The organism is Mesorhizobium sp. RIZ17 (assembly GCF_051127865.1).
GTDB lineage: Bacteria > Pseudomonadota > Alphaproteobacteria > Rhizobiales > Rhizobiaceae > Mesorhizobium > Mesorhizobium humile.
On sequence record NZ_CP147861.1, the window covers coordinates 270,680 to 296,408 of the forward strand.

The window sequence follows — 25,729 nt, forward strand, 5'->3', positions numbered from 1 at the left end:
AAGCACAGCAATGCCGATCCACACCTTATCGCAACGGCGGCCTCAATGCGCGTCCGGCGGCGGCGCCTTCGGCGTCACGTTGCGCAGGAACGGAACCAGCGCCGTGGCGATGACGAACGCAACCATGATGACCAGGAACGCATCGGCATAGGCCATCGTCGAGGCCTCGCGATAGGCGAGCTGCCAAAGCTGCTTCAGCGCGGCGGCGTGGCCGTCGTCGATGGCGCCGGGCAACTGTCCATAGCGCTGCGCCACGGTGTCGACCATGCGCATGGCGGCTTCGTTCTGCGGCGTCAGGTGCGAAGCGATCGTCAGGAAATGGAAGTTGGTCCGGTTGTTGAGGATCGCACCGCAAATGGCGATGCCGACCGCGCCGCCGAGATTGCGCATCGTGTTGAACAGCCCGCTGGCATATTTCAGCCGGTCCGGCGGCAGGCTGCCGAGCCCGAGATTGACGCTGGGCGCCACGGCAAAGACCTGCGGGAAGCCGCGGAACAGCTGCGGGATGAGGAGCTCGGCGGAGCCCCACTGGCTGGTGATGGCGCTGAAACTCCACATCGACGCGCCGAAGGACGCCAGCCCGAACATCATCAGCCAGCGCGTGTCGAAGCGCTTGGCGAGGAAGATGTAGACCGGGACGCCAACCATCGAGGCGACGCCGGTGGAAAACACCGCCAGTCCGGTTTCGAGCGCGTTGTAGCCGCGCACATAGCCGAGGAACAGCGGCGTCAGGTAGATCGTGGCGAAGATGCCGATGCCGGTGATGAAGGACAGGAAGCAGCCGATGGCGAAGTTGCGGTTGCCGAAGGCGCGGAAGTCGACCACCGGCTGCGCATAGGTCAGGCTGCGCACAACGAACAGAACCAGCGTCACCACGGCGACGACGGCGCCGTTGCGGATCGTGGCGTCGTCGAACCAGTTCCAGCGCGAACCCTCCTCCAGGACGTATTCCGCCGTGCCGAGACTGACCGCCATCAGCGCCATGCCGATATAGTCCGCGCCCTTCAGCAAGGACGGATCGGCCTTGTCGATCCTGACCAGCAGCGCGACCAGGACCGTGATGATCGCGCCGGGAACGACGTTCACATAGAACAGCCAGTGCCAGTTCAAGGTGTCGGTGATCCAGCCGCCGATGACGGGGCCGAGCGTCGGCGCGATCGAGGCGATGCTGCCGACGACCGCCGCGGCATAGACGCGCCTCGGGCCCTGGAAATAGTGGAAGGACGAGGTGAATACCGTCGGGATCATCGAAGCGCCGAGCAGCCCTTGCAGCGCCCGGAACACGATCATGCTTTCGATGTTCCAAGCGAAACCGCACAGCATGCTGGCCAGCGTGAAGCCGGCCGCCGAGATGGTGAAAAGCCATCTCGTCGAGAAGACGCGGGTGAGCCAGCCCGACAGCGGGATGACGATGATCTCCGCCACCAGATAGGAGGTCTGGACCCAGCCGATCTGGTCCTGGGCGGCCGACAGCCCGCCGCCGATATCCTGCAGCGAGGAGGCGACGATCTGGATGTCGAGCAGCGCGATGAACATCCCCACGCACATCACCATGAACGGCAGGATGCTGGCGAAGAAGGATTGCGGGGCGGCCGGCGCTGACATGGCGCCGTCAATGCGATCCGGTGTCGACGGTGACGACAGTCGACAGGCCTGGCCGCAGCGCGACCTTGGCCGCCTGGTCGGCGTCGATCGTGATCCTGACCGGCACCCGCTGGACGATCTTGGTGAAGTTGCCCGTCGCATTCTGCGGCGGGATCACGCTGAAGATCGCTCCGGTGGCCGGCCCCAGGCTGGTGACATGGCCCTTGAGCGGCCGGTCGGGGGCGATATCGGCATAGACGGCGGCTGCCTGTCCATCGGCCATCGCGCGCAACTGGTCTTCCTTGAAATTGGCGTCGACCCACAGGCCCGATGCGGGAACGATGGTCAGCAGGTAGCTGCCCGGCGAGACATAGGTGCCCACCTGCGCCAGCCTGTTGCCGACGATGCCGTCGATCGGCGAGCGGATTTCGGTGAAGCCGAGGTCGAGCTGAGCGGTGTCGAGATCCGCCTTGGTGGCCGCGACTTCCGCAGTCGCTTCCGAAATCTGGGTGTTGAGGACATCGAGCTGTTGTCTGGATGCGGCGAGCGCAGCCCGCGCGGCGGCGACGGATGCCTGCGCCTGGCCGTCGGCCGCAGCGCTCTTTTGCGCATCCTGTTGCGAACCGGTCCTGGCACTGGCAAGCACCGCGTAGCGCTTGGCGTCCTGCGCGGTGAACGCGGCGGCGGCGCTCTTGGCCTCGAGATCGGCCCTGGCCTGCTCGATCAGCGAGTTCTGCAGCGACACCTGGGCGCGCAGATTGTCGAGCGCCGACTGCTTCTGCTGCACCGATGCCTGCGCGCGTTCCAGCGCCGCCTTGAACGGCCTGTCGTCGATGCGGATGACCGGCTGGCCGGCGTTGACATACTGGTTGTCCTCGACGAGCACCTGGTCGATATGCCCGGCGACGCGCGGCGCGAGCGGCGTGACGTTGCCGCCGACATAGGCATCGTCGGTCGTCACCAGGAAGCGGTTGGCCTGCCACCACTGCGCGCCGTACCATCCGGCGGCAGCGATCGCGATCAGCGCTGCGCCCAGCAGCAACGGCTTGCGCCGCTTCCTGGCCGGCTTCGGGACATCAACGACGGAGGCCTGCAATTCGGCCGGGGAAAGAGCCTTGTTCATCTGCTTGTCGCCTCTTCCTCGCCGCCAGAAGCGTTCTCCACAAGCGGCAGGCCCGAGCCCTCGCTGCTGAAGCGGTAGCGCTGCCGCATGCGGTCGCTCGCCTTGGGCCCGGTCGCCATGGTGAAGCCGCCATCATCCAGCTCCCTGCCGGTCTCCCGGTCGACCAGAACGGGATCGGCCCAGCGCCCATCCGCCGTGTCGACCACGACAAGGCTGGGACCTTCGGGCGCCAGATGCCTGTTGCCCCAGGCAAGCAGCGTAAGCAGCACCGGCCGGAAATCGCGGGCCTTGGCCGTCAGCATATATTCATAACGAAGCGGCCGCTCGCAGTAGGCGCGTTTCTCGAACAGCCCGCGCTCGACCAGGCTGTTCAGTCGCCGCGTCAGGATGTTCGGGGCGATTTCAAGACTCTTCTGGAACTGGTCGAAGCGCGTCAGGCCCTGGAAGGCGTCGCGCAGCAACAGGATGCTCCACCATTCGCCAACCTCGTCGAGGCTGCGGGCTATAGGGCATGGGCGCGTTTCGAAGCTTGTCCTGGCAACCATTTTCGTGACTCACTATCAAGATGCAAGTGACAAATAGCCAAGTTAGTTGCATAATGCAAGTCACCAAACAGCGCGACTTGGGATCTGGGCCGACACAGAGTCGTGAGCGGCGCCTCCGGGCCTGCCGGAGAGAAGCATGAGGTTTCATCGCGTAGATCGAGTCAGCGGAGAGACGGCTTGGTCAACCATACGATGCGGACGATGGCGCCATTTCTGGCGATCAAAAGGCTTGGCGTAGACATCACGCAAATTTCGGCATGTACATGCCGCAGAAGGCGCGAACTGATTGCCAACAACGATCGCGCGATAGTGGAGCGCGAGGACGGCGCTTAGTGCATGCTGGCTGTTTGGCTATTCTCGGACGAAGGTGTCGAGGCTGGTGCCGAAGGCGCGCCAGGTTCCTACTTGCTTGCGGGAAGCGGTTTCGCCCTCCTTGCCGGTGATGGTGCTGCCCGCCACCGTCAGCCACATCGTCTCCAGTTTGCCGTCCCGCAATATGCCGGTGTAGCTCACCGCGGCGGGGCCGGCCGTACCCTCGCCGGCGGCAGTCACTCCAATCACATCGCCATGAGCGATGCCGAGTATCGGCACCGTTTGTCCATAGAAGCTGCTGTCTTCGAGCGCCGTGCGAAACGTGCCTTCGATCCGGCCGCCGTCCTCGCCGGTTATGTCGAGGACGGACCCATATTGATTACGCCATCTGCCAAGCCAAGGCATTTCGCTCCTCCACGACTATATCGTCTTCGTCTTCGGCGGATTCGGGCCTGCATCTAACGCGCCGTCCCGGGCGGTCAAGTGACCGCCAAAACGTGGCCGGGACCAAGCAAGGCAGGCAGCTTGGTTCGCAAATTGAAAAGGGGCGGTGCTGGCGCCGCCCCTTTTCCACTGGGAGGATAAACTCTATCGACCGTTTAGGCGGCCTGGGCTTCGCCGGCGATCGCGTCGGCGGCGCGGGCCGCCTTCAGCACCTTGGCCCACCACGCGACGTCGTTGACGAGTGCTGCGGCCGACTGGTTCAGGTGCTCGAGGTCCTCGAGCTTCTTCTCGCCCTGGCGCACCGCAAGGAAATCGCCCCAGGCGATATGAACGGCCGACTTGACCGGCGCCATCTGCAGCTCGACGGCGATCAGGCGAAGCTGTTCGACCGCGCGCGCGCCGCCGACCGAGCCGTAGCCGACGAAACCAGCCGGCTTCTTGTTCCATTCATTGGCGGCGTAATCGATGGCGTTCTTCAGGACACCGGTCGGAGCGTGATTGTATTCGGCGGCGGTGAAGATGAAGCCGTCGAACTCGGCGACCTTCTTCTGCCAGCGCTGCGCCACTTCGTTCTGCGACGGCGCCCAGGCGGAGGAAGCGACCTCGTCGAAGAAGGGCAGCGGCCAGTCGCGCAGATCGACGATCTCGACGTCGATATCGGCGTGCGACTTGGCGATCTTGGCGATCCACTGCGTCGGCACGTCGGCGAAGCGGGCGGCGCGCGTCGAACCGACGACAATGGCGATTTTGGGTTTGGACATAAGGGGCTCTCCTTGCGGGAATTTCTGGTATCGTTTGGATACCGGCGCTATATGTGATACTGACAAATCGGCGCGCAAGGAGGCACGTTTTTGTTACTGAGGCACCCGCACATCACCGAGGACTGCCGTGCCGTGTCGGAGATCCTGCAACGGGTCGGCGACAAATGGACCGTCCTCGTCGTCGGCAAGCTGGGCGACGGGGCGTTGCGCTTCAACGAATTGCGCGCCGCCGTCGGCGGCATTTCGCAGAAGATGCTGACCACCACCTTGCGCGGTCTCGAACGCGATGGCTTCGTGACGCGAAAAGTGTTTCCGACCATTCCGCCGCGTGTCGATTACGAGCTGACAGAGCTCGGCCACGAACTGCTCGTGCCGGTCGGCGCGCTTGGCGAATGGGCGCGCAAGAACACCAATCGGGTCCGCGAAGCGCGCGCGAAATTCGACAGCCAGCAGGCCTGAAACCCTTGTAGTTCAATGGTTTCTGAACCATTGGATGAACCGTGCGGCTGGGCGCCGGCCCTGTCTCGCGTTTTGGCTTCGATCAGATCCGCCGCGGCCACGCCGCCAGCCTCGCCTGCGTCTCCGCGCAACCGCCTCGACAAGGATGACTGTCTTTAACCGGCCACCGATCAGGCGCTTGGAGCGGTGCTGCCGCAGCACGCCGTCGAGCAGTTCTCCGGCTGCGCGGCCTTCTTGCCGGCTACCGCGTGATCCCGCATACAGGCGACGCGTGGAAGGTCTTTCCTGACCTCCATATAGGCCGTTATGCAGAGCAGACAGACCAGAGCAAGAAGGGCTGCCACGAGCCAGCCGTTCAGCATGTGTTGACGCATTGTCTTTCCCCCCGCGCCCGCAAACTGGGGCGCGAAGGCAACCATTGGATGTCGCGAAGCGCATCTCCCGCGCGTGCGTTGTTACAAAACGGCCAACCTGGGAGAATCGGTATCCCGTCAGCTCTCGGCCGGAACCGGCTTCGGCTTGCCTTCGCCGTCGAGCGCCACCATGACGAAATCGGCATGGGTGACCTTCTCCATCAGGTCGGAAAGGTAGCGCTGCGCCCAGGCCTCGACCTTGAGCACCATCGAGGTGCGGCCGACACGCTCGACATGGGTGTAGATGCACAGCGTATCGCCGATCTTCATCGCCTTGGCGAAGGACATCTCCTTGACCGCGGCGGTGACCACGCGGCCCTTGGCACGCTCGGCGGCGCGGATGCCACAGGCAAGGTCCATCTGCGCCATCACCCAACCGCCGAAGATGTCGCCGGCGGCATTGGCGTCGGAGGGCATGGCGAGCGTCCTCAAAGTGAGATCGCCGAGGGGTTTTCCGTCCGCGTAATGCACCATGGCGAAATCCTTGGAGGTCAGCTGCTGTTGCGTAGCAACGCGACCGCCATGTCGCAAGCTCTGCTGAAAGCGAAATGTGCGCCACGTCGCCGGTCGCTTTTTTCACAAGCCATGCCGGAAGCCACGGCGACGCCGCAAGCCGGCAATGTCTAGGGTAAGCCCGACATTGCGGAGCCCGCCTTTCCACCATGCAGACTTATGATTTCATCGTCGTCGGCTCCGGTTCGGCCGGTTCGGTCGTTGCCGACAGGCTGTCGGCGTCGGGCCGTTTCTCGGTACTCGTGCTGGAGGCCGGCGGAACCGATCAAAGGTTCTATGTCCAGATGCCGCTCGGCTACGGCAAGACCTTCTTCGACCCGGCCGTCAACTGGAACTACAAGACCGAGCCGGATCCCGGCCTCGCCGGCAATGCCGATCATTGGCCGCGGGGCAAGCTGCTCGGCGGCTCGAGCTCGATCAACGCCATGGTTTTCATCCGTGGCGCGCGCGAGGATTTCGACGCCTGGGCCGCCGCCGGCAATCCCGGCTGGGCCTATGACGATCTTCTGCCCTCCTTCAAGGCGATGGAGGACAATGCGGCCGGCGCCGACCAGTGGCGCGGCGTCGGCGGCCCCTTGCACATCACCGACTGCACCGACGCGGTGCACCCGCTGACCAAGCGCTATCTTGCCGCCGGCCAGCAGGCCGGGCTGCCGCTCAATCCGGACTTCAACGGCGCCTCCCAGGAAGGCGTCGGCGTCTACCAGATCACGACGAAGAACGGCCGCCGTATGTCCGCCGCCCGCGCCTTCCTGCGGCCGGCGATGAAACGCGGCAACGTCCGCGTCGAGACCAATGCCCTGGCGACGAAGATCCTGTTCGAGGGCAAGCGCGCCGTCGGCGTCGAATATGAGCAGAACGGGCAGAAGAAGACCGCGCGCGCCGGCCGAGAGGTGATCCTTTCGGGCGGCGCGGTCAACTCGCCGCAACTCCTGCAACTGTCCGGCGTTGGCCCCGCGGCACTGCTCGGCGATCTCGGCATCCCGGTCGTCCACGCCAACGACAATGTCGGCGCCAATCTGCAGGACCATGTCGGCATCAACTACACTTTTAAAGGCAAGCTGCCGACGCTCAACCAGATCCTGCGGCCGTGGTGGGGCAAGCTGCTCGTCGGCATGCAGTACATCCTGTTGCGCTCCGGTCCGCTGTCGCTGTCGATGAACAATGCCGGCGGCTTCTTCCGCACCGACCCGTCGATGACGCGGCCGAACATGCAGCTCTATTTCCAGGCCTTCTCGACCGTCATCCCGAAGAGCGGCGAGCGTCCTATCCTGACGCCCGACCCCTGGCCGGGCTTCTCGATCGGCCTGTCCAACTGCCGGCCATCGAGCCGCGGCGAGATCATGATCCGCTCGAACAATCCGCGCGACTATCCGAGGATCACCCCCAACGCCTATTCGACCAATGCCGATGTCGACGAGATGCTGGCGGCGGTGAAGTTCGTGCGCAGGATCGCCGCGATGCCGGCCATGGCCGAGATCATCGAGGAAGAGGTTCTGCCCGGCCCCTCGATACAGTCGGACGCCGACCTGATCCAGGATTTCAGGAAGCGCTCGGGCACCGTCTATCACCCGGTCTCGACCTGCCGCATGGGGCCGGACGCGTCGCGCGCCGTGGTCGATCCGCGGCTGAAGGTTCACGGGCTGTACGGCTTGCGCGTCATCGACGCTTCAATCTTCCCCGACAACATCACGGGCAACACCAACGCCGCCTCGATCCTGACCGGATGGAAAGGCGCCGACCTGGTTCTGGAGGACCACACATGAAGATCACCGATGTGAAGACCTGGGTTGTCGGCAACCCGCCGCCCGGCATCGGCGGCAAGTATTTCATCTTCGTCAAGCTCACCACCGATGGCGGCGTGGTCGGCTATGGCGAAGCCTACAACGCGACCTTCTCCGCGCACGTCACCGCAAGGATGATCGAGGACATGGCCGAACGCTATCTCGTCGGCCGCGATCCGCACGACATCGAGAATTTCTTCCGCCGCGCCTATTCGTCCGGCTTCACCCAGCGCCCCGACGTCTCCGGCATGGGCTGCTTCTCGGCGCTCGAAATGGCCTGCTGGGACATCGTCGGCAAGGAGGCCGGCAAGCCGGTCTACAAGCTGCTCGGCGGCCAGGTGCATGAGACGCTTCGCTCCTACACCTATCTCTATCCGCACACCGGCAGCGTCCATTCGGAGGATGCACGCGGCAGGAACGTCTACAACGACCCCGACATGGCCGCCGCCTGCGCGCTCGAATATGTCGAGCAGGGCTTCAACGCCGTGAAGCTCGATCCGGCCGGCCCCTACACCGCCTATGACGGCCACCAGCCGCGCCTGATCGACATCGATCTGTCGGCGCGCATGATCAAGGCGATCCGCGAGGCGGTCGGCACCAGGGCCGACATCCTGTTCGGCACGCATGGCCAGTTCACCGCATCGGGCGCGCTGCGCATGGCGCGCGCCATCGAGCCTTACGATCCGCTTTGGTTCGAGGAGCCGGTGCCGCCGGACATGCCCGAGGTCATGGCGCAGGTCGCACGCGGCACGTCCATTCCGATCGCCACCGGCGAACGGCTGACGACCAAGTTCGAGTTTGCCCGCGTCATCGAGAACCGCGCCGCCACCATCCTGCAGCCCGATCTCGGCCGCTCCGGCGGCATCCTGGAGACCAAGAAGATCGCCGCCATGGCCGAGGCCTACCATATCCAGGTGGCGCCGCACTGCTATTGCGGCCCGATCGTCGGCGCAGCCAACATCCAGCTTGCCGTCACGCTGCCCAACTTCCTCATCCTGGAATCGCTCAGGCAGTGGGACGGTTTCCACGAAAAACTGCTCAAGAAGAAGATCGAATGGCAGGACGGCAACGTCATCCCGTCGAAGGAGCCGGGCCTCGGCGTCGAGCTCAACGAGGAGGTCTGCGACGCCCATCCCTATAGCGGCAAGGACCTGCATCTGCAGATGATGCAGACGCCGCTGATGCCGTGACCGCGCGCCTCGCTTACGCCTTCATCGGCCTTGGCCATCTTGGCGGCAACCTTGCCGCCAGCCTGCTGCGCAACGGCTTTGCCGTCACGGTCTTCGACCGCGACCCGGCGGCGGTCGAGCGTCTCGTCGCGCTCGGCGCCACGGCGGCGGCGAGCCCCGCCGAGGCCGCCCGTGCCGGCAACGCGATCACCTGCCTGCCCTCGCCGAAGGTCAGTGAAGCGGTGCTCGCCGGCCCCGACGGATTGCTCCAGGGCCTGCCCGCCGGCGGCACCTGGATCGAGATGTCGACCAACGGCCGCGACGAGATTCTGCGGCTCGCCGCCCTTGCTTCGAAAAAAGGCATCAAGACGCTCGAATGCCCGGTGACCGGCGGCGTGCATCTGGCCGCGGTGGGCAGGATCACCGCGCTCGTCGGCGGCGACGCCGCGCTCTACGAACGCCATCGCCCGGCCATCGAGGCGATGTGCGCCAAGTCCTTCCTGATGGGACCAATAGGCTCGGCGGCGGTGATCAAGGTGATCACCAACATGCTGGCCTTCATCCATCTGGTCGCCGCCGGCGAGGCGCTGATGCTTGCCAAACGGGGCGGGCTCGACCTCGCCCAGGCCTATCACGCCATCGCCGCCTCTTCCGGCAACAGCTTCGTCCACGAGACCGAAAGCCAGCTCATTCTGAACGGTTCCTACGACATCGGCTTCACCATGGACCTGGCGCTGAAGGACCTCGGCTTCGCGCTCGCGATGGGCAGGGATTTCGGCGCGCCTCTCGATCTCGCGTCACGCGTCAACGCGATCTTCGAGGAGGGCAAGCACACCTATGGCGGCGGCGCCTGGTCGACGCAGATCGTCAAGCTTTTGGAGGACGCGGTCGGGACGGAGCTGCGCGCGCCGGGCTTCCCAGCCAAGCTCGAGATATAGCCGGCAAATAATTTAGCCAGCCATTTCAATCGCCTGACCACAAACATTGAATCAGCCTCTCAGCCAGTTGAATCAACTTCGCAGCGTCAGCGCGCGAGGCAGAATCTCGAAGGTCGCTGGAATCCGGCCTGGCGACTCGCCGTCTATGTCGACCAGCGCGCTATTCTTCTCGATATCGCCGAGCGGCTCGACCAGCACCTTGCGGCCACGCAGGATGGTGATCGACGGATGATTGCGATGCCGGCCGCCATAGAGCAGGCGGATGTCCCTTATCAGGCCGAGCTTGCCGGCGGCGCGCAGGATGACGATGTCGAACTGGCCGTCGGCGAGCTCGGCGTCCGGCGCGATCATCATGCCGCCGCCGAAGAATTTGCCGTTGGCCACGGCCACCAGCGCCATGCGCGCCTCGACCGGCTCGCCGTCGTCGATGGTGATCCGGACATCCTGGAAGCGGTAACGGACGAATTCCAGAACCGTGCGCCAGAAGAACAGCGCCTTGGCCGAGGCCCTGCCCTTGCGCTTGTCGGCATTGACGGCGCGATCCGTCGCGCCGGACAGGCCGAGGCTGGCGATGTTGATGAAATGGCGGCTGGCCAGCGCACCATGGTCGTCGATGTAGCAAATGCGTCCGGCGTCGATCTTGCGGCCCTCGGCCTCGGCGATCCGCTTCAGTGTCGCATCGATACCGCGCGGCAGGCCAAGCCCGCGCGCGAAGTCGATGCCGGTGCCGCACGGCAGGAGCCCAAGCGCGCTTTCGCGGCCGGTCTCGTGCCGCGCCTGCAGCAGCCCGTCGGCCACCTCGCTGGCGGTGCCGTCGCCGCCGGCCGCGATCACCAGGTCGCATCCGCCGGCGGCAAGGTCGATCGCCAGCCGCTCGGCGTCGCCGCCGCCTTGCGTCTCGCGCAGGTCGAAATCGCCGAAATTCGTCTTGAGCGAGGCCGCCGCCTCCGCCCAATGACGCTTGAGCCTGCCGCCTCCGGCAATCGGATTGAGAACCACCCCGACCTTCAAGCCGACCTCCCCCCAGGCTCGTCGCAAATACGCGGCGGCACCCGCTCTGGCGACCAAACTCTTTTTGCCGGCATTGAAACGCGGACCGGGCGGCGGAGCAAGGCTCCAACATCCAAGGTTGCTAAAAAAGCGGGGCAGGCTGTCTAAGGGGTTCGGCCGGCGGATTCCGAGGCTTTTGCCATTGGTCCCCGATAATCCCGCTATCCACAGGCTCACCGGCATTCCCCAAACCCCTTACCCGGCGTACGTTGAACCCATCTCAGGCGGCCACTGAACGCCCCAGCCGAAAGGCAAAAGCGCAAGGCGGATTTCCTGAGGCCCGTACGGCCCAGAACGAGAGCAGGCTTGCCTGTTGGAGGGACGGATGCCGAGACCTACGGGTGCCGCGGAAAGCGTGCCAACGCCGACGGCGGACCGATGCTGCCATGAAGGCCGGGAAAAACCTTCGATGGCACGCTGGGCGAAGCCCGCAAGGGTGGAGATCGGCGTGGTCTGGAACGGGAGCTGCCCTCGGGCGGCGACTGGCAGGACCGTCAAAATCAAGGCTGGCCTGGCGCGACGACTTTACGGAAGTTGCTGCCTCAACCGGTTCTGATCTGACAGGGAGGCGCTGGGAGAAATCCCAGCGCCAACTGTCTTTTTGGGACCCTTCCCCACCGATCGCTGCCGTGCGCCATCAGGCAGGCGAGTGGTGCGCGAGGATCGCCCGCGCCGGGAACCTCTTTCGCCTTTGTTGCCCAACCGGGCTGTTCCCCGCGCTAAAATCGGCTAACGTTCAGCGTGACGTGAAGGGGGATGCTTCATGCCGCTGATCCGCAAGCTTGCCGTCGCCGGCATCTTCGCCGACCGTGCCGGTCTTTGCATGCCGATATGCCGGTCCCTCGATCCAGGCGCGGCCTGACATGTTCCTGCTGCGCTGGCTGAGACGGCTCATCAAGACAATCCTCTGGCTGATCGTTCTCGTGGTACTGGTCCCGGTTCTGGGGCTGGCCTACGGCTTTCTCACCACCCCGGCGCTCGACAAGACCCCATTTCCCGGCATCGCCGAGGATGCTCCGCCGGCACAGCTCGCCGCGAAGGTGAGACAGGCGACACGGGATTATCAGGTGCCTGAGCAGGCGGCATGGCTCGCTTATCCGAAATGGGCGGCCGTCCATGCTGCGCACGACTACGCTGCCTTTGTCGGTAAGGATCAGCCGAGCGGCTTTCCCTATTGGGCCTATGTCGGCCATTGCTGGCAGGACTACGCAACGATCATCCGTGTGACTTCCGCTCGCGGCATCGACATCCTCGATTACGTCGTGCCGACGCTCATCGGCACCGGCCTGACGATCGACTACGCCACCCAGTGGGCCTACGAGAACACGGTCGGCCGGGTGACCGAGGCAACCGCCGGCAAGCGCGTCGCGGCCGACATCTACCAGGCCAAGATCGCCGGCGATTATGCCGCCTTTCTCGACACCGGACCCTGGACCGATTTTCCTTATGCCGAAAAGCGCGCCGGCCTGTTTGCGGTCGAGCCGGCAGCCGGCGACGACTCCATCCGCACCAGCGAACGCAAGCTCGCTTTCGGCCTGGCCGACACGGTCAAGCAATGGGGAGCCGATCTCGGCAAATCGGCCTTGGCCGGCGCCGGCGACCCGAGCCCGCCCGATATCCATGTCTGGGCCAAGGGCCCGGTCGGCGAGGCGGCGCGCAACGAGCCGGACACGCTCCTCGAGCGCGATCTCGGCGGCGACGGCACCATCTTCGTCACCAGCCGCTCGCAGGCCTTTACCGCGATGCTCCCGCGCCTCATCGACAAGGGCATCTCCTTCGTCGAGATCGGCGGCAACGACGAGATCATGATCACGGTGACCGCGGGCGCGGAGATCACCGCTCCCGAGGGCTCGCGCATCCTGTTCAACCAGCCGATCCCGGTATCGCCCGACACGCGCCGCATCGCGCTGACCGTCGCCGTGCGCAAGCTGCATTTGGTCCTGCCGGCTCTGGCCAAGGCCCGTGCCAAATTGGAACATGTTTACGCCGACGACTGAGGCATTTCGGTCACAGTGGCCGGCTGAGCAACCTTCGGAAACGTCCCGTCATCCACATTTCACAATCGCGGCCAAATCCCGCCTTGTTCGGCATGGATTGATGCGATTGGGGATTGGGAGGCAATTCGAAGGGACAAGACCGTGATCAAGACCGCCCTTGTCGCCATGACCATTGTCGGCTGCGACTGCGACGCCAAGCTGTGCGAATATATCGGCGAGACGCCGGCCAAATGGTCGACGATCGCCGACTGCGAGGCGGCGATGAAGAGCCAGATGCTGCACCAGCGCAATTTCAACTATCCGCTGGTTTCAGGCATCTGCCGCGTCAAGGGCTCGGCCTCGTCGTCCGAGCTTGCCGCGAAAGCCTCCAGACCGGATCTGAAGCCCAGGAACCGCGTCGTCGAAACCATCGCCCCGCTGCCGCCCGAGCTCGACCATCGCCCCAGCGCCCCGGTCGGTGGAACGGTGACCGCCAGCGAAACGGAGGCCGCGAAACCTGTGGCCTTCGACGGGTCGGTCGATGGCGGACGCGCCGTGCTCTACCGCACCACGGCCGGCTATGCCGTGGTCAAGACCGATCTCAGCCGCGCCGCCGGCGCAACGGTGGACGCGGCGAAGCGCTCGGCGAACTGGCTGGCCGGTCTGACCGGGCTGTGAGCCTGTCCAACAAGGCGTGTCGAGACTCGAGTTAAGCCGGCCTCACCTGAACATCGTCACGCGCCCTACAGCTTGATCTTCAAGGTCTCCCAGAACTTGTCGATCAGCGGCTGTTCGGTGGCGTTGTCCTGGTCGCCGATGCGCGTGATGAAGAGCAGCCCCTGATCGACGGTGCCGAAGCCGACGATCTCGAAATCCGCACTGTCGGTGCGCGTCTTCACGGTGGCCTTGAGGCCCGTCAACTCCTTGCCGTCGGCGAGCTTGCGGGTCGTCGCCCGCTGCGTCAGCTGTCCACCCGCCTGGACCGTTTCCTTGGTCATCTCCTGCAGCATCAGCTGGTTGAGGGAGACCGGGTTCATCTTGTCGTATTTCTGCACCACGACGAGGGTGCCGAGCGCCGATGCCATCAGATACTGGGCGATGCCTTCGCCAAGATCGGTCTTGGTGACCGAATTGGTGCTCGGATGGACGAAGGAGAATGTGCCGCCCGAGAAGGTCGCGAAATCATTGTGGTCGATCCGCACCTTGCTGGTCTTGCCGCCGGGCAGCGTCACGTCGATATCCTCGCCCGGATCGATGTCGACCGTCACGCCGTCGATCGTCAGCTTGAACGCCTTCGGGTCGTCGGCACGGGTTGGTCCGGTGCAAAGCACGATCACCGCGAGCACTGCTGCCGCTAATCTCAGTCGCATATCCTGTCCTCTCCGCGCAGTTCTGATCACCGCGTTCGATGGCGGCCTCGTTTCGGCGGCCGAAGCCGCTTCCTTATCATTCCCCGATGACAATTGGCGTGGGCCGGTTCTCTGATTGATAAAGCCGACACATTGCTCGAAAATAATGCGCAAGGATATTGGCCTTGACCGGGGGGTGTCATGACAATTGCCATTCGTATCGCGCTATGCTTGCTGCTGGCGCTCGCTCCTTTGGATGCTTGGGCGCAAAGCGACGACAAGGCCATGATGATCGTCTCGGACGACGCCGAGATGGCCGCGGCAATCGAGAAGGCGCGATCCGGCCTGGATGAATTCCTGGCTTTGTCCGATGCTCCGCTGCCGGGAACCGATAAGTTCAAGCTGAAGGTGATGATCGTCGACGGCAATGCGACGGAGCATTTCTGGGTCATACCATTCAAGCGGACCGACACCGGCCTCGTCGGCATATTGGCGAACGAGCCGGAAATCGTCCGCAACGTCGTCCTCGGCCAGAACATCGAATTCACCAGGGACGATATTTCCGACTGGGGCTACACCAAAAACGGCCATCAGGTCGGCAGCTTCACCGTCTGCGTTATGCTCAAGAAGATGTCGAAGGAAGAGGCGGATAACCTGCGTTCTGCATACGGCTTCGATTGCTGAACCTTACCCGGCCGCCTCGTCCCTCGCGCCGATCTTGCGCACCAGCGCCGCCGTTGCCAGCATCGCGCCGAGATCGGTGATCATCGGCGCGACATGAATGGTGTAATCGATCGGCTGCGCAATATCCGGCAGCTCGAAGAAGTTCTTCGATCGCGGCATCAACAGAAAGCCGTCGCTGCCGCTGAGCGCCACCCGCGCCTGATCGTAGGGCCATGTCTCGCGCAGCCAGGTCAGCGCCTGCGCCATCCGGCCGGTCACCAGCGGCCGCGCCGCCTCGACATTGTCGGTGCGGAATTCATAGGTGGCATCCAAGTCGTCGACGCCGGATGACAGCTCCTGCATCTTCGAGGCGAACATGCCGCGGAAGAAGTGCGTTACCTTACCGGCCTTGCGCGCCGCAACCAGCGTTCCCGGGAACGGCTCGATGGTCTCGAACGCGACGATGACGCCCTTGAAGGCAACCGTCTCGCTCTTGCCCGAGCCTTCCCAGAGCTTCGCCTCGTAAAGCTCGAACGCAAAATCCTCATAGCGTCCCGAAATGATGTCGTCGAAGCTCTGCCGGCTGAAGGCGCCGACCGTTTCGCGCGGCATCCTGTCGAAGGAGTTCGGCCGCACGCCGTGCTGGTAGCGCACGTCGCGCACGAAGCCGAAGATCATCGGCAGCAGCGTGTCGCGGAAGGATTGCTGCAGCCGCGTCGCCGGCCGCAGCGCCTGGAAATAGAGCAGCACCGCGGCAACGAGGCCGCCGAGGTAGAGAAAGACATGCGGCGTCGATAACCACTGTTCATGGGGATCGGCGACAGCGTTGAACAACCAGGCCACGAGCGCCACGAAGACGACGACCAGACCGACGAACACGGGCACACGCCAACGCACCTGTCGCTGGGCTGACGCCCGTTTTGCCTCATAGTCCTCGATGCCGCGCCTGATGCCCGCGATGACCGCTTCGCTCGGCATGAAATCCGCTGCTTCCATGGCCACCCCCGGCCGCCGCTGAGATGGGCTATGATAACTGCTTTCGCGCGAAAGTCGCCTGCGCTCGCGGCGGTAGGCGGCTAGTTCCCCAACACAGGGATTTTGAAAGATTGCAGGCCTGTCGGCGGGCAAGGTTATCAACGTCCGTTGGGGGTAGTCAGCGCAAACGCTGGCGATGAGCTGAAGGCTGCCGGACCTCGTCATTCTAGGGTCTACGCGCGTCGCTTCCAAGTCACGGAATGGATCCTCGGGTCTGCGCGCGTCGCTACGCTCCTTGCTCCGCCCGTGGATGACGATCGCGACGGGCGTTTCAGCCAATCGCCAAGCATGGGATCTGCCAACGCACTCTGTGCCAGGGGGACTAGTCCCTCAAGGTAGGAAAAATCGCCTCCAGCCGGCCAGCGACCCGCGGCTTGAGCGCGCCATCCAGGGCCTCGACCGGCACCAGCCGCTCATGGCTGCCTGCCCGCAACCGCATGAAGAAATGCATCCTGTAGGCGGCAATCGCGCCGCGCGTGGCCGGATCGGCGCTGACATCGACGACGAATATCGAGCCGACGCGTGCCGGCCAAGGCAGCCTGGCAAAGGCAGTGCCGAGGAAATCGCCAAGGCCATAGGCGATCACGCTGCCGCCGATGCGCCCGACGGGCTGCACGACATGGGAGTGATGCCCGACGATCAGCCGCGCGCCGCGATCCTGGAGCCGCCTCGCCAACGCCCGCGTCGCCGGCCGTGGAAAGTGCCGGAACTCCCAGTCCCAGTGCGGCACCGCGCAGGCGAGGTCGATGCCGGCAACAGCGTCGAGCGGCCATTCGGCCGCACGCCTCGAGATGCGCTCCTCGAACGGCGCGGCGTCCGTGTTGCGCCAGAGCGTAAAGGCGGCAAAGCCGATCGCCAGCGGTCCGGCGGCATGACGCTGGACCGGTCCGCCCGCAACCGTGCCGATGGTTCGAATCCCGAGCCGCCTGAGCGCTGCGAGCGTTTCCTCGAAACCGGCTATGCCCTGATCGAGCACATGATTGTTGGCCAGCGACAGCACGAGCCTGTCGCGCGCGATGCCGGCATTTTTCAGCGCATGCGCCAGGAAACGCTCGCTCATCGCGTGATGCGTGCCAAGCCACGTGCCCATTGCCGCATGTGGGCGTTCGACGATCGGGCTTTCGCAATTGCCGACCACGAGGTCGGCGGATGAAAGCAGCGCGGCGATCGCCGGATCGCATTCCGGCGCATCGCGATTGGCGACCGCCGAAATGTCGCCAACGAAGGCCACCCGTGCCTTCCGCATGGGCTGCGGATCGATCAACGTCGCCGCGGGCGCTGCCAAACCGTTCCGGTCGCCGGCAAGCGACGGTCTCAGCAGGCGAGGCAGCCACGACAGCTTGTAGGAGAGCGGATAATTCGACACGGACACGTCCAGTTTTGTCCTGTGTAGACTGTCTGACGGGCCGGTTGAAGCCGGCCGCCGAGTGATCCCGCGGCAGATATCTCGGGCTGACCAAAATACGTGTATGCTCACCGCGCCCGCGCAGTGGAGGACGATGACGATGTCGCTCAAAGCAGTGTTTGCAATTGCCCTGTCGATGTTCCTGCCGGCGTCCTTCGCCTGGGCGGAGATGCCGGACGCGGCCAAGTCGATGTTCGAAGCGAAAAGCGTGGCCGAGCGGAACACTGCGCTGGCGACGCTGGAGGTGGCAGCGGCCAAGGACCCGGCAGCGGCCTATGCGGCCGGCGCCGGCGAATTCTTCACCGCACTTGAGCTCCTCGCCGGCGGCCTGCATCGCCACGGGTTCGAGAGCCCGAAATCCTTCATGCTGCCGCTGATGCGGTTGCCCGTGCCGGACAATCCCAACCCGCAGCCGCTGACTTACGAAGAATTCCGAGCCATCCTGGTCGCCTTCCGCGACCGGCTCGAAAAATCCGCCGCCACGCTCGGCTCAGTCCCAGCCAACGCCGACATCGGCATGGTTGTCGACCTCACCCGCGCCGGTATCGATCTCAACGAAGACGGCGTGATTGCGCCAGACGAAAGCTTCGCCGCCATCATGGCGTCGCTCTCACGTGGCAGCATCGACACGAGCAATACCGCGCCCTCGCTCACCTTCCGCTTCGACCGCGCCGACGGTTTCTGGCTGCAGGGCTACGCCGAATTCCTGATGGCGCAGGCCGATTTCTGGCTGGCGCATGATTTCCGCAATGCCTTCGACGGCTCCTTCCACATGCTCTTCCCGCGGGCAAAACTGCCGCTACAGGACGCACTGGTGCCGCCGGACGGCGGCATGAGCGGCAACATGTTCGCCTCGGAATGGCGCTTCGCCGACTTCATCTCGTTGGTGCATCTCGTCAACTGGCCGGTGATCGAGCCGGAACGCCGGCAGGCCGCGCGCCGCCACCTGCTGGAGATGATCCGGCTGTCGCGCGAGAACTGGAAAGCGATCCTGGCCGAGACCGACAACGACCGCGAATGGTTGCCGGGACCGCAGCAGAAGGGCATCAACCCGCTGACCGGCCTCGAGGTCGGCGAGGAACAGGTGCAGGCCTGGCTGGCCACGCTGACGGTGGCCGAGGACCTGCTCGAAGGCCGCGTGCTGCTGCCGCATTTCCGCATCACCGGCAAGGGCATCAACATGAAGCGCTTCTTCGACGAGCCGAAACCCTTCGATCTGGTGCTGTCGATCACCGGCCCCGGCATCGCGCCCTATCTCGAAAGCGGCAAGATCCTCAGCAGCGACGATTTCGACCAGATCCAGCGCCAGTTCGGCGGCGCCGGATTTTTGACCTTTGCGCTGTGGTTCAACTGAGACATGGCAGGACTGGGTTCCGCGCCCCCCATGCAATGGGGGAGAGGTGGCTCGGCGAAGCCGAGACGGAGAGGGAGCGCCCTGCGAAGAACCCTCTCCGTCCGCTTCGCGGACACCTCTCCCCCGCCTCTGGCGGGAACCCAATCCTCGAGGTGGCGACAACCAATAGCGCTCGTGGCCCATAGCGGCCTGCAACACGCAGCATCGCCGCGGCGCTTGCCGCGCCCGCAACGTCGGCGGTAGACGATACCCGGTTCACCAAGTCATGACGTCTCTCCTGACAGCCTTCTGTCAGCAGCGTCCGCGCTCGGCCGGCGCCCAATCACTCGGCCCTTTCCATTTTGGCCGAGTCCACCCATATTCGGGGTCATGGCCAGACATCCTGACAAGAAGACGCCTTCGCAAGACGGCGCGCCGAAGCGGCGCAACCCGCTGACCGAATTCCTCGACGCCGCCGAACCGCTGAACCCAGGCGGCTTCGCCGAAGCGCCGCAGGCAGAGTTTTCCGGCGCGCCGCTGACCGGCTCGATCTCCGATTGGGCCGGGCAGATCGAGCGCGAGGCGGAGAAGCAGCCGAAGGCGAAAGCCCCGAAAAAGATACCCGAGCGCTCCTCGGCGCCCGGACGCACGGCGCGCGGCACCTCGATGGGCGGCGCCGCGTCGGCGAAGGAACGCGCGGCCGCCGGCCTCAACCCGGTGGCCGGCCTCGACATCAGCTTGGAGGACGCCGAGTCGGTTTCCTCGAGCAGCGTCACCGCGACCGTCGCGGCACTGTCGGCGTTGATCGAATCCGGCAATCCGCTGCACAAGGACGGCCAGCTCTGGACGCCGCACCGACCGGCCCGGCCAGAAAAGTCGGAAGGCGGCATCGCCATCAAGATGGTATCGGATTTCGAGCCGGCCGGCGATCAGCCGACCGCCATCAAGGACCTCGTCGAAGGCGTCGACCGGAACGACCGCACCCAGGTGCTGCTCGGCGTCACCGGCTCGGGCAAGACCTTCACCATGGCCAAGGTGATCGAGGAGACGCAGCGCCCCGCCCTCATCCTGGCGCCCAACAAGACGCTGGCCGCGCAGCTTTACGCCGAGTTCAAGAAATTCTTCCCCGAAAACGCGGTCGAGTATTTCGTCTCCTACTACGACTATTACCAGCCGGAAGCCTACGTTCCGCGCACCGACACCTATATCGAGAAGGAATCCTCGATCAACGAGCAGATCGACCGCATGCGCCACTCGGCGACGCGCTCGCTGCTCGAGCGCGACGACGTCATCATCGTCGCCTCGGTCTCCTGCATCTACGGTATCGGCTCGGTCGAGACCTATACGGCCATGACCTTCCAGATGCAGGTCGGCGATCGGCTCGACCAGCGCTCCCTGCTCGCCGACCTCGTCGCCCAGCAATACAAGCGCCAGGACATCAACTTCGTGCGCGGCTCGTTTCGCGTGCGCGGCGACACGATCGAGATCTTTCCGGCTCACCTGGAAGACCGGGCCTGGCGCATCTCGATGTTCGGCGACGAGATCGAGTCGATCACCGAATTCGATCCGCTGACCGGGCAGAAGACCGGCGAACTGAAGAGCGTCAAGATCTACGCCAACTCGCACTATGTGACGCCGCGCCCGACCTTGAATCAAGCCATCAAGTCGATCAAGGAGGAGCTCAAGCACCGCCTGCAAGAGCTTGAAAAGGCTGGCCGTCTTCTGGAAGCGCAGCGGCTCGAACAGCGCACGCGCTTCGATTTGGAGATGCTGGAGGCGACCGGTTCCTGCGCCGGCATCGAGAACTATTCGCGCTATCTCACCGGCCGCCAGCCGGGCGATCCGCCGCCGACCTTGTTCGAATATGTGCCGGACAATGCGCTGATCTTCATCGACGAGAGCCACGTCACCGTGCCGCAGATCGGCGGCATGTATCGCGGCGACTTCCGCCGCAAGGCCACGCTTGCCGAATACGGTTTCCGCCTGCCCTCCTGCATGGACAACCGGCCTCTGCGCTTCGAGGAATGGGACGCCATGCGTCCCCTCTCGGTCGCGGTTTCGGCGACGCCCGGTGGCTGGGAACTGGAGCAGTCCGGCGGCGTCTTCGCCGAGCAGGTCATCCGCCCGACCGGGTTGATCGATCCGCCGGTCGAGGTGCGTCCAGCCAAGAGCCAGGTCGATGACGTCGTCGGCGAGATCCGGGACACGACCCGGGCGGGCTATCGCACGCTGGTCACCGTGCTGACCAAGCGCATGGCCGAGGACCTGACCGAATACCTGCATGAGAACGGCATCCGCGTCCGCTACATGCATTCCGACATCGACACGCTGGAGCGCATCGAGATCCTGCGCGACCTGCGCCTCGGCGCCTTCGACGTGCTGGTCGGCATCAACCTTTTGCGCGAAGGCCTCGACATTCCCGAATGCGGCTTCGTCGCCATTCTCGATGCCGACAAGGAAGGCTTCCTGCGTTCCGAAACCTCGCTGATCCAGACCATCGGCCGCGCCGCCCGCAACGTCGACGGCAAGGTCATCCTCTATGCCGACCAGATCACCGGCTCGATGGAGCGGGCGATGGCGGAGACCAACCGCCGCCGCGAGAAGCAGATGGAGTGGAACACCGCCAACGGCATCACGCCGGAATCGGTCAAGTCGCGCATCGCCGACATCCTCGACTCGGTCTACGAGAAGGACCATGTCCGCGCCGACATCTCACAGTTCACCGACGATGCCGGTGCGATGATCGGCAACAATTTGAAAACCCATCTCGAGGCACTCGACAAGCAGATGCGCGACGCCGCCGCCAATCTCGACTTCGAGAAGGCCGCGCGCGTCCGCGACGAGATCAAGCGGCTGCGCGAGATGGAGCTTGCCATCTCCGACGACCCGCTGGCGCGCGAGGTGGAAAGCCAAAGTCCTGCATCGGGCCGCGAAAAGGGCAAGCACAACAAGGGCGTGGCCAAACATCGTACGGTCGAGGAACAGGAGCGCTTCCGCCAACTCGACGAAGCCCGCGCCGCCGAGGAGGCGGCCAAGGCTGCCCGGCCCAACCTCTTCCGCAAGCCGCATCTCGACGAGATGGGCGCCGACGGCGCCGTGCCGGTGAAGAAGCCGCTGTTCGCCAAGCCGTCGATCGACGACATGGGGCCAGGCACAGACATGACAACCCCGGCCGGCGCGGTGTCGCGCTCGCTGTTCAAGAAACAGTCGGCGTCCGAAGCGCACGGTTCCGATTTCGGCATTCCCGGCGATCGCACCAAGCCGCTGTTCCGCAAGAACTCGCTCGACGAAATGACGGTGCGGCGGACGGAAAAGCCGGTCGAGGGAAAAGTGCCGGCGAAGCCAAAGCCGATCTCCCCCCAAATGGGCGAGATGTCCGGCAGGACAGAGGGGGGCGCGAAGGAACGCGACGACTCCTCTAAACCAATCGTTCGCCAGCGCGCCGGCATCGGTTCCTACGAAGACCCGGGTGACGAGCGCCGGCAGAAACGACGGCCGGGCAAGACCGGGCGGCCGGGGCAGTAGCGCCTTTTCCTTCTCCCCCTGTGGGAGAAGGTGGATCGGCGCGCAGCGCCGAGACGGATGAGGGGTGTTCCAGCGGAGTGAGACGTTTGCGTTCCCTGGAACACCCCTCATCCGACCGAGCTTCTCTCGGCCACCTTCTCCACAAGGGGAGAAGGTAAAGCGCCCTTGCCACCAACCCCTCCCCCGGTGTACCCATCCCTCGTCTCGAACATCCTGAAGGAGGGCTGCGTGAACTATTACCACCATCGTCAGCGTGGCCCGATTTGCGCCCTGCGAGCTTGCTTGCAGGGCTGACCAGGACGGTCCGGGAATTCCCCCGCTTCGATTTTTGGTCTGCCCTTCGTGGTGTCGCTGAGCTTGGCCTGATGGTCTGCCGGCGCGCCGTCAAAGTGCATTCGCCGGATTTTCCGGACAGACCAGAGAAATCGACATGGCCCTGATCAGCCTCAAATCCCTCGGCGTCACCATGAGTGCGCCGCTCTTCTCCAATCTCGACCTCACTGTCGCCGCCGGCGATCGCCTCGGCATCGTCGCGGCCAATGGCCGTGGCAAATCCACGCTTCTCAAATGCCTGGCCGGCGAGTTCGAAGCCACCTTCGGCGACATCACCCGGTCGCGCGGCCTGCGCGTCGGCCATGTCGAGCAGTCTGTCCCCAACGCATTGCTCGGCCGCAGCTTCCATGACGTCGTCGCCGATGCCTTGCCGGCCGAGCAGCGCGACAGCGAGCTCTGGCGCGTCGATGTCGTGCTGGATTCACTCGAAGTGCCGGAAGACATGCGCGCCCGGCCGATGCGCGCGCTGAGCGGCGGCTGGCAGCGGCTGGCACTGATCGCGCGCGTCTGGGTCACCGATCCGGACGTGCTTCTGCTCGACGAGCCGACCAATCATCTCGACCTCGTCAGGATCAGCCAGCTGGAAACATGGCTGAACGCGCTGCCGCGCGAGGTGCCGGTGATCATCGCCAGCCACGACCGCGCCTTCCTCGACGCCACCACCAACCGCACGCTGTTCCTGCGTCCCGAAGACTCGTCGGTGTTCGCGCTGCCTTATTCCCGCGCCCGGCAGGCGCTCGACGAGCTCGACGCATCGACGGCGCGCAAGTTCGAGCGGGACATCAAGATCGCCCAGCAGCTGCGCAAGCAGGCCGCCAAACTCAACAACATCGGCATCAATTCCGGCAGCGACCTTTTGACGGTGAAGACCATGCAGCTCAAGGAGCGGGCCGAGAAGCTGGAGGATGCCGCCGTGGCGGCACATCGCGAACGCTCGGCCGGCGCGATCAAGCTGGCCAACCGCGGCACCCACGCCAAGGTGCTGATCACGCTGGAAGACGCGGCGGTCGAAACCCCTGACGGCACGCTGCTGTTCAGGACCGGCAAGCGCCACATCTGCCAGGGCGATCGCTTCGCGCTGCTCGGCCGCAACGGCGTCGGCAAGACGCGCTTCATCGCGATGATCCGCGACGCCATCGCCGAGCCGGGTTCGGTCGCGGACATCAAGGTGACGCCGTCGACCGTGCTCGGTTATGGCGATCAGGCGCTGTCGGGTATCGATGGCGACGACACGCCGCTTACGATGGTCTCGCACCGCTTCGAGGTCGGCGAGCAGCGCGCCCGCTCGCTGCTCGCCGGCGCCGGCGTCGCGATCGAGATGCAGGAGCGGAAGATCGGCACTCTGTCCGGCGGACAGAAGTCGAGGCTGATGATGCTGGTGCTCCGGCTCGTCCATCCCAATTTCTATCTGCTCGACGAGCCGACAAACCATCTCGACATCGACGGCCAGGAAGCGTTGGAGGACGAATTGTTGAAGCATCAGGCGAGCTGCCTGCTCGCTTCGCATGACCGCTCCTTCATCCGCGCCGTCGGCAACCGCTTCTGGCTGATCGACAGGCGGCGGCTGACCGAGATCGACGACCCTGAGGCGTTCTTCCGCTCGGTCGCCGAAACGCCGAACTGAGAGACAATATCTGCTGGGCTGGTACCGCCGGCCCGGCAATACTTTTCCATCTGCTAAAAAAGGAGCATCTTGAATTGCTCAACCATGGAGGGAACGGGCCATGCGTGCAGTAGACATCGTCAGCAATCTCTACCAGGCCTATGCGGAGCGTGACATCGAGGGCGCCCTCGCGCATTGCGCCGAGGATGTCGTGTTCCGCTGGATTGCCGATCCCCGGCAATCGCGTCATGCCGGCACCGCGCACGGCAAGCAGGAATTCCTCTCCAGGCTCCTGGCGCTCGACGACGACTTCGAATACCGGCACTTCGTCCCGGTCGAGATCGTCGACGGCGGCGACAAGGTCGCGGCGCAGGTCGAGATCCACATGACGCGACGCGCCACCGGCGAGGAGTTCATCATGCGCACCGCCGATTTCTGGACGGTGCGCGACGGCGAGATCGTCGAGATGGTGGAATATTACGACACCGCGCTGGCCGCGTCGGTGTTCTGAAAAAAGATCGCAGCGATCTGTCGGATCGCCTGCTGCCGCCTCGTCCTTGGGACGCCGACACGATGATGCCGGCATCAACCAGGGAGAACCAACATGTCGGTACTGTCGTCCATCGGCCGCCTCGCCAACCGCTATGCCGCTGCGCGTGCCCGTCATCGCAGCGAGCGCATCCTGCTTTCGCTGCCCGCCGAACTGCGCAAGGACATCGGCTTTCCGGAAATCTTCGAAACGCGCGACAGCCGCCGCGCCGCCACGTTCTCGGCGAAGGTCATATAAAGTGGCATATCCAATGCGATTGTTCTCCGGTCGCCCGGACTGCCGGGAACCGGCCCTTTAGAAAATTTTCGAGAGGCATGTAGGATCGCCGCCGCTTCGTCCGTCCTTGGGTGGCAAACCAGATCAACCCGTGAAGAGGAACACGAGAATGAACGACCAGACCCCGCCCCGCGCCAAGGTCCTTGGCGGATTGACCCCCTACCTGCAGGTCGACGGCGCCATCAAGGCCGCCGAATTCTACAAGAGGGCTTTCGGCGCGGAGGAAGTGTTCGCCTATCCGCCGGACGACAAGGGCCGCACCATGCACATCCATCTCTATGTCAACGGCTCGACGCTGATGCTGGGTGATGCCTATCCCGAGCACGGCCATCCGCACCAGGCGGCGCAGGGCTATACGCTGCAGCTCCATCTCGGCAGCGACGATATCGATGCCTGGTGGAAGCGCGCGGTCGATGCCGGCTGCGAGGTCGTCACCCCGCTCCAGGTGATGTTCTGGGGCGACCGCTGGGGCCAGGTGAAAGACCCCTTCGGCGTCGCCTGGGCGATGAACGCGCCGGTGAAGTGAGCCCTTCTACCTCTCCCCCTGTGGGAGAGGTCGGATTGCCCCGAATTGCCCTTCGCAATT

General features: G+C 64.5%; 24 protein-coding genes. 13 read left to right on the forward strand and 11 right to left on the reverse strand.

What is annotated here, in order from left to right:
- Positions 1-42 precede the first annotated feature (42 nt).
- The 5 genes from WDX12_RS01390 to WDX12_RS01410 all read right to left on the reverse strand — a co-directional run bounded on the left by WDX12_RS01390 (position 43) and on the right by WDX12_RS01410 (position 4,769).
- Positions 43-1,605: a DHA2 family efflux MFS transporter permease subunit gene (locus WDX12_RS01390; protein WP_320293428.1), complete on the reverse strand. Its 1,563-nt coding sequence runs from the start codon at positions 1,603-1,605 to the stop codon at positions 43-45.
- A 7-nt stretch (positions 1,606-1,612) separates the two neighbouring features.
- Entirely contained in the window at positions 1,613-2,707 is a 1,095-nt protein-coding gene (locus WDX12_RS01395; protein WP_434723684.1) for an HlyD family secretion protein, read from the reverse strand.
- Positions 2,704-3,252: a winged helix-turn-helix transcriptional regulator gene (locus WDX12_RS01400; RefSeq protein ID WP_434723685.1), complete on the reverse strand. Its 549-nt coding sequence runs from the start codon at positions 3,250-3,252 to the stop codon at positions 2,704-2,706. The genes WDX12_RS01395 and WDX12_RS01400 overlap by 4 nt, the downstream gene beginning before the upstream one ends.
- 351 nt (positions 3,253-3,603) lie before the next feature.
- Positions 3,604-3,969, reverse strand: a complete 366-nt coding sequence (locus WDX12_RS01405; protein WP_320293425.1) for an avidin/streptavidin family protein — start codon at positions 3,967-3,969, stop codon at positions 3,604-3,606.
- 194 nt (positions 3,970-4,163) lie between these two features.
- The gene (locus WDX12_RS01410) at positions 4,164-4,769 is read right to left on the reverse strand and encodes an NADPH-dependent FMN reductase (protein ID WP_320293424.1); all 606 of its coding nucleotides are present in this window, start codon (positions 4,767-4,769) and stop codon (positions 4,164-4,166) included.
- Positions 4,770-4,859: 90 nt separating this feature from the next.
- Between WDX12_RS01410 and WDX12_RS01415 the strand changes: the two genes are divergently transcribed.
- Positions 4,860-5,228 carry a winged helix-turn-helix transcriptional regulator gene (locus WDX12_RS01415; protein ID WP_320293423.1) on the forward strand — a complete coding sequence of 123 codons (369 nt, stop codon included), beginning with the start codon at positions 4,860-4,862 and terminating at the stop codon, positions 5,226-5,228.
- Between the two features lie 170 nt (positions 5,229-5,398).
- On the opposite strand, the gene WDX12_RS01420 is transcribed toward WDX12_RS01415, so the two are convergent.
- Complete coding sequence (locus WDX12_RS01420; protein WP_434723686.1) at positions 5,399-5,602, reverse strand: hypothetical protein; 204 nt, start codon at positions 5,600-5,602, stop codon at positions 5,399-5,401.
- Positions 5,603-5,719: 117 nt separating this feature from the next.
- A complete protein-coding gene (locus WDX12_RS01425; RefSeq protein ID WP_320217521.1) occupies positions 5,720-6,115 on the reverse strand; it encodes an acyl-CoA thioesterase in 396 nt (131 codons plus the stop codon).
- A 188-nt stretch (positions 6,116-6,303) separates the two neighbouring features.
- Between WDX12_RS01425 and WDX12_RS01430 the strand changes: the two genes are divergently transcribed.
- From WDX12_RS01430 to WDX12_RS01440, 3 genes are read left to right on the forward strand one after another with little or no spacing between them, the layout of a single operon-like run.
- Positions 6,304-7,920 carry a GMC family oxidoreductase gene (locus WDX12_RS01430; RefSeq protein ID WP_434723687.1) on the forward strand — a complete coding sequence of 539 codons (1,617 nt, stop codon included), beginning with the start codon at positions 6,304-6,306 and terminating at the stop codon, positions 7,918-7,920.
- Positions 7,917-9,128 (forward strand): mandelate racemase/muconate lactonizing enzyme family protein, encoded by a 1,212-nt coding sequence (locus WDX12_RS01435; RefSeq protein WP_320293420.1) that lies wholly within the window; start codon positions 7,917-7,919, stop codon positions 9,126-9,128. The genes WDX12_RS01430 and WDX12_RS01435 overlap by 4 nt, the downstream gene beginning before the upstream one ends.
- Positions 9,125-10,045, forward strand: a complete 921-nt coding sequence (locus WDX12_RS01440) for an NAD(P)-dependent oxidoreductase (protein ID WP_434723688.1) — start codon at positions 9,125-9,127, stop codon at positions 10,043-10,045. Before WDX12_RS01435 ends, WDX12_RS01440 begins: the two co-directional genes overlap by 4 nt.
- A gap of 72 nt (positions 10,046-10,117) precedes the next feature.
- On the opposite strand, the gene WDX12_RS01445 is transcribed toward WDX12_RS01440, so the two are convergent.
- Positions 10,118-11,056, reverse strand: coding sequence for a diacylglycerol/lipid kinase family protein (locus tag WDX12_RS01445; RefSeq protein WP_434723689.1), 939 nt, complete (start codon positions 11,054-11,056; stop codon positions 10,118-10,120).
- A gap of 902 nt (positions 11,057-11,958) precedes the next feature.
- On the opposite strand from WDX12_RS01445, the gene WDX12_RS01450 reads away from it, so the two are divergent.
- Together WDX12_RS01450 and WDX12_RS01455 are read left to right on the forward strand one after the other, a co-directional pair.
- Entirely contained in the window at positions 11,959-13,092 is a 1,134-nt protein-coding gene (locus tag WDX12_RS01450; RefSeq protein WP_434723690.1) for a hypothetical protein, read from the forward strand.
- Positions 13,093-13,233: 141 nt separating this feature from the next.
- Positions 13,234-13,749, forward strand: coding sequence for a hypothetical protein (locus WDX12_RS01455; protein WP_320293416.1), 516 nt, complete (start codon positions 13,234-13,236; stop codon positions 13,747-13,749).
- A gap of 65 nt (positions 13,750-13,814) precedes the next feature.
- Here the strand turns inward: WDX12_RS01455 and WDX12_RS01460 are convergent, their stop codons facing one another.
- Positions 13,815-14,441 carry a hypothetical protein gene (locus WDX12_RS01460; RefSeq protein WP_434723691.1) on the reverse strand — a complete coding sequence of 209 codons (627 nt, stop codon included), beginning with the start codon at positions 14,439-14,441 and terminating at the stop codon, positions 13,815-13,817.
- A 180-nt stretch (positions 14,442-14,621) separates the two neighbouring features.
- Here WDX12_RS01460 and WDX12_RS01465 point away from each other — a divergent pair, with 180 nt between their 5' ends.
- On the forward strand, positions 14,622-15,104 hold the full coding sequence (locus WDX12_RS01465; RefSeq protein ID WP_434723692.1) for a YegJ family protein: 483 nt from the start codon (positions 14,622-14,624) through the stop codon (positions 15,102-15,104).
- A 3-nt stretch (positions 15,105-15,107) separates the two neighbouring features.
- On the opposite strand, the gene WDX12_RS01470 is transcribed toward WDX12_RS01465, so the two are convergent.
- Positions 15,108-16,079 carry a DUF3137 domain-containing protein gene (locus WDX12_RS01470; RefSeq protein ID WP_434723693.1) on the reverse strand — a complete coding sequence of 324 codons (972 nt, stop codon included), beginning with the start codon at positions 16,077-16,079 and terminating at the stop codon, positions 15,108-15,110.
- A gap of 361 nt (positions 16,080-16,440) precedes the next feature.
- Positions 16,441-17,484 carry a CapA family protein gene (locus tag WDX12_RS01475; protein WP_430699215.1) on the reverse strand — a complete coding sequence of 348 codons (1,044 nt, stop codon included), beginning with the start codon at positions 17,482-17,484 and terminating at the stop codon, positions 16,441-16,443.
- A gap of 139 nt (positions 17,485-17,623) precedes the next feature.
- Between WDX12_RS01475 and WDX12_RS01480 the strand changes: the two genes are divergently transcribed.
- The 6 genes from WDX12_RS01480 to WDX12_RS01505 all read left to right on the forward strand — a co-directional run bounded on the left by WDX12_RS01480 (position 17,624) and on the right by WDX12_RS01505 (position 25,669).
- A complete protein-coding gene (locus WDX12_RS01480) occupies positions 17,624-18,877 on the forward strand; it encodes a hypothetical protein (protein WP_430699205.1) in 1,254 nt (417 codons plus the stop codon).
- 369 nt (positions 18,878-19,246) lie between these two features.
- On the forward strand, positions 19,247-22,381 hold the full coding sequence (gene uvrB, locus WDX12_RS01485) for an excinuclease ABC subunit UvrB (protein WP_434723694.1): 3,135 nt from the start codon (positions 19,247-19,249) through the stop codon (positions 22,379-22,381).
- Positions 22,382-22,811: 430 nt separating this feature from the next.
- Entirely contained in the window at positions 22,812-24,338 is a 1,527-nt protein-coding gene (locus WDX12_RS01490) for an ABC-F family ATP-binding cassette domain-containing protein (RefSeq protein ID WP_434723695.1), read from the forward strand.
- Between the two features lie 100 nt (positions 24,339-24,438).
- A complete protein-coding gene (locus tag WDX12_RS01495; RefSeq protein WP_320293408.1) occupies positions 24,439-24,828 on the forward strand; it encodes a nuclear transport factor 2 family protein in 390 nt (129 codons plus the stop codon).
- A gap of 93 nt (positions 24,829-24,921) precedes the next feature.
- Complete coding sequence (locus WDX12_RS01500; protein WP_320293407.1) at positions 24,922-25,104, forward strand: hypothetical protein; 183 nt, start codon at positions 24,922-24,924, stop codon at positions 25,102-25,104.
- A gap of 148 nt (positions 25,105-25,252) precedes the next feature.
- Positions 25,253-25,669, forward strand: coding sequence for a VOC family protein (locus tag WDX12_RS01505; protein ID WP_434723696.1), 417 nt, complete (start codon positions 25,253-25,255; stop codon positions 25,667-25,669).
- Positions 25,670-25,729: the final 60 nt, after the last annotated feature.